This is a genomic window from Psychrobacter sp. Ps7 (genome assembly GCF_022129225.1).
Taxonomy (GTDB): Bacteria; Pseudomonadota; Gammaproteobacteria; order Pseudomonadales; family Moraxellaceae; genus Psychrobacter; species Psychrobacter immobilis_A.
This window is the reverse complement of the sequence record NZ_JADQAH010000075.1, coordinates 1-1884: the sequence shown is the minus strand read 5'-3', so window position 1 is coordinate 1884 and position 1884 is coordinate 1. Positions and strand designations below refer to the sequence as shown.

The window sequence follows — 1884 nt, the reverse complement described above, 5'->3', positions numbered from 1 at the left end:
TCGTTGATGGTGCGCCTATTGCACGTGGCGGTGATGTGACCAGCTGCGGCGCTAAGCTGATTGCGATTCAGCAGTCATTTGCGGAGTCTGACTTTGAGGTGGGCAGTATTGCGCAGGCAGCGCCTTTGCAGTTTGCGAAGTCGGAGCCTGATGCTTTATTTGGGAATAGCTTTGTAGAGGATGATGAGGAGCCTATTGAAGATGACTATGTCATTACTAATTTAGGTGATGACGTTGATAAAATTGCAGCTGACTCACCTACTTTGCAGGAAAATATCAAAGATTTGCAAGAAGCAGATTGGAACATAATGTATGGTCCTGATTCTGGAGGAACATATACTAATTATGAAGATAGAGAAATAGTAGTTTCTGAATATTATAGAGATAAGCCAGCTATGGCTATGCATGCGCTCACTCATGAGGTAGGTCATGCTACCTATCAAGGAGAGATCGACATATCAAGTAGAGATGCTTATATTGATAGTAAGCTAAAAGGAGAAGGAGGCGCTGCGATTTACAGTGTCATGATCAGAGAAGAGTTACTAGATAATGGTGCCATAGATATTATGAAACCGCATAGTGATCCAAATGAGCTTAAAACTCTTGTATCAGCATATGAGAAATATGGTGATGATCATAGCGCTTGGAGTGAAGCGGGAAAAGTATATGGAAATCGTAAGACATCTACTACAGGTGAAAAATATAACGACTTTTACGGTAACCGTTATGATGAATATGAGAACGAAGGCAATTTAAATGAGCTGCTATTGAATTTTTAAAAATAGTATTTACTACAGTAAAATAAATTTTTACTAATAATAGTAGTTTATTAAAAAATATAGGTTGATACTTGTGAATAACGATAAAACAAAAAAAATCATTAGAAATATTTTACTATTAAGTACAATAATGTTTTATTGCACAACTGCCCACTCATCTATTACTATGAACAATGCATCCCATATAGATATTGATAGCTTAAATGAAGAAAAACGAATGCTTTTTAACACAATTGACTATTTTTCAAATAACTACCCGTATTCAATTCATCAAGTTGAAAATTTTTATAACCATCAATTTCAATTAATTGAAGTATCGCATGGTCTTAATAATTTTTTTGAAATTTCTCAGGACACAAACGAGCATCCTTTTATTCAGGACATAGACTTAAGGGTAAGTGATATAAATAGCAAGTTGCTTATTATTGATTTCAAAAATCCTATCTGCTTCAATAGTTCAGAATATAATAAATTAATATCTGATTACAAAAAATCTTATAACAGTCACTTTCAATCATACTACCGCGTTTTAGATAAAAAGAACGATATAGGAAAAGTCTTTCTGACCAATAGGTTAGTTATTGTTGGCATAAAAGATCACATAAGAGGCTACAGCTCCTCCTCAGATCAAAGCAACAACTCAAAACCTTTAAAAATAATCAGTGATTTAGAGAAAGAAAATAATAGTCGATGTATTACTAACTTAACATTTAATACATTTGATTCGATAAAACCAAAACGTTATGGTCGCTACATTAGAAAATAAACGATAGATAGTTCTGTAGTTTTATACTCGATGATACATAGCGCCCAGAATAGCTTAAATATCAGGGACACATCTACCCAAGTCTGGCTTTAAATATAAAGCTTTTATCAGAGGTAGTAAGCTCCGGCACACCACACCACACCACACCACACCACACCACACCGCACCACTCACCACTCACCACTCACCACTCACCACTCACCACTCACCGCACACCACTCACCACTCACCGCACACCACTCACCGCACACCACTCATAACGGCATCCCTATCGTGCGTAAAGGTGAGCTATGCTGAATAAACCGTACAACTAAACTTGGTAAACTAAGCGTATTAACC

At 36.3% G+C, this 1884-nt stretch carries 2 protein-coding genes; both read left to right on the top strand.

What is annotated here, in order from left to right:
- The coding region (locus I3257_RS14065; RefSeq protein WP_238050163.1) for a PAAR domain-containing protein at positions 1-779 on the top strand (779 nt) is incomplete at its 5' end.
- A gap of 73 nt (positions 780-852) precedes the next feature.
- A complete protein-coding gene (locus I3257_RS14060) occupies positions 853-1545 on the top strand; it encodes a hypothetical protein (RefSeq protein WP_238050162.1) in 693 nt (230 codons plus the stop codon).
- Positions 1546-1884: the final 339 nt, after the last annotated feature.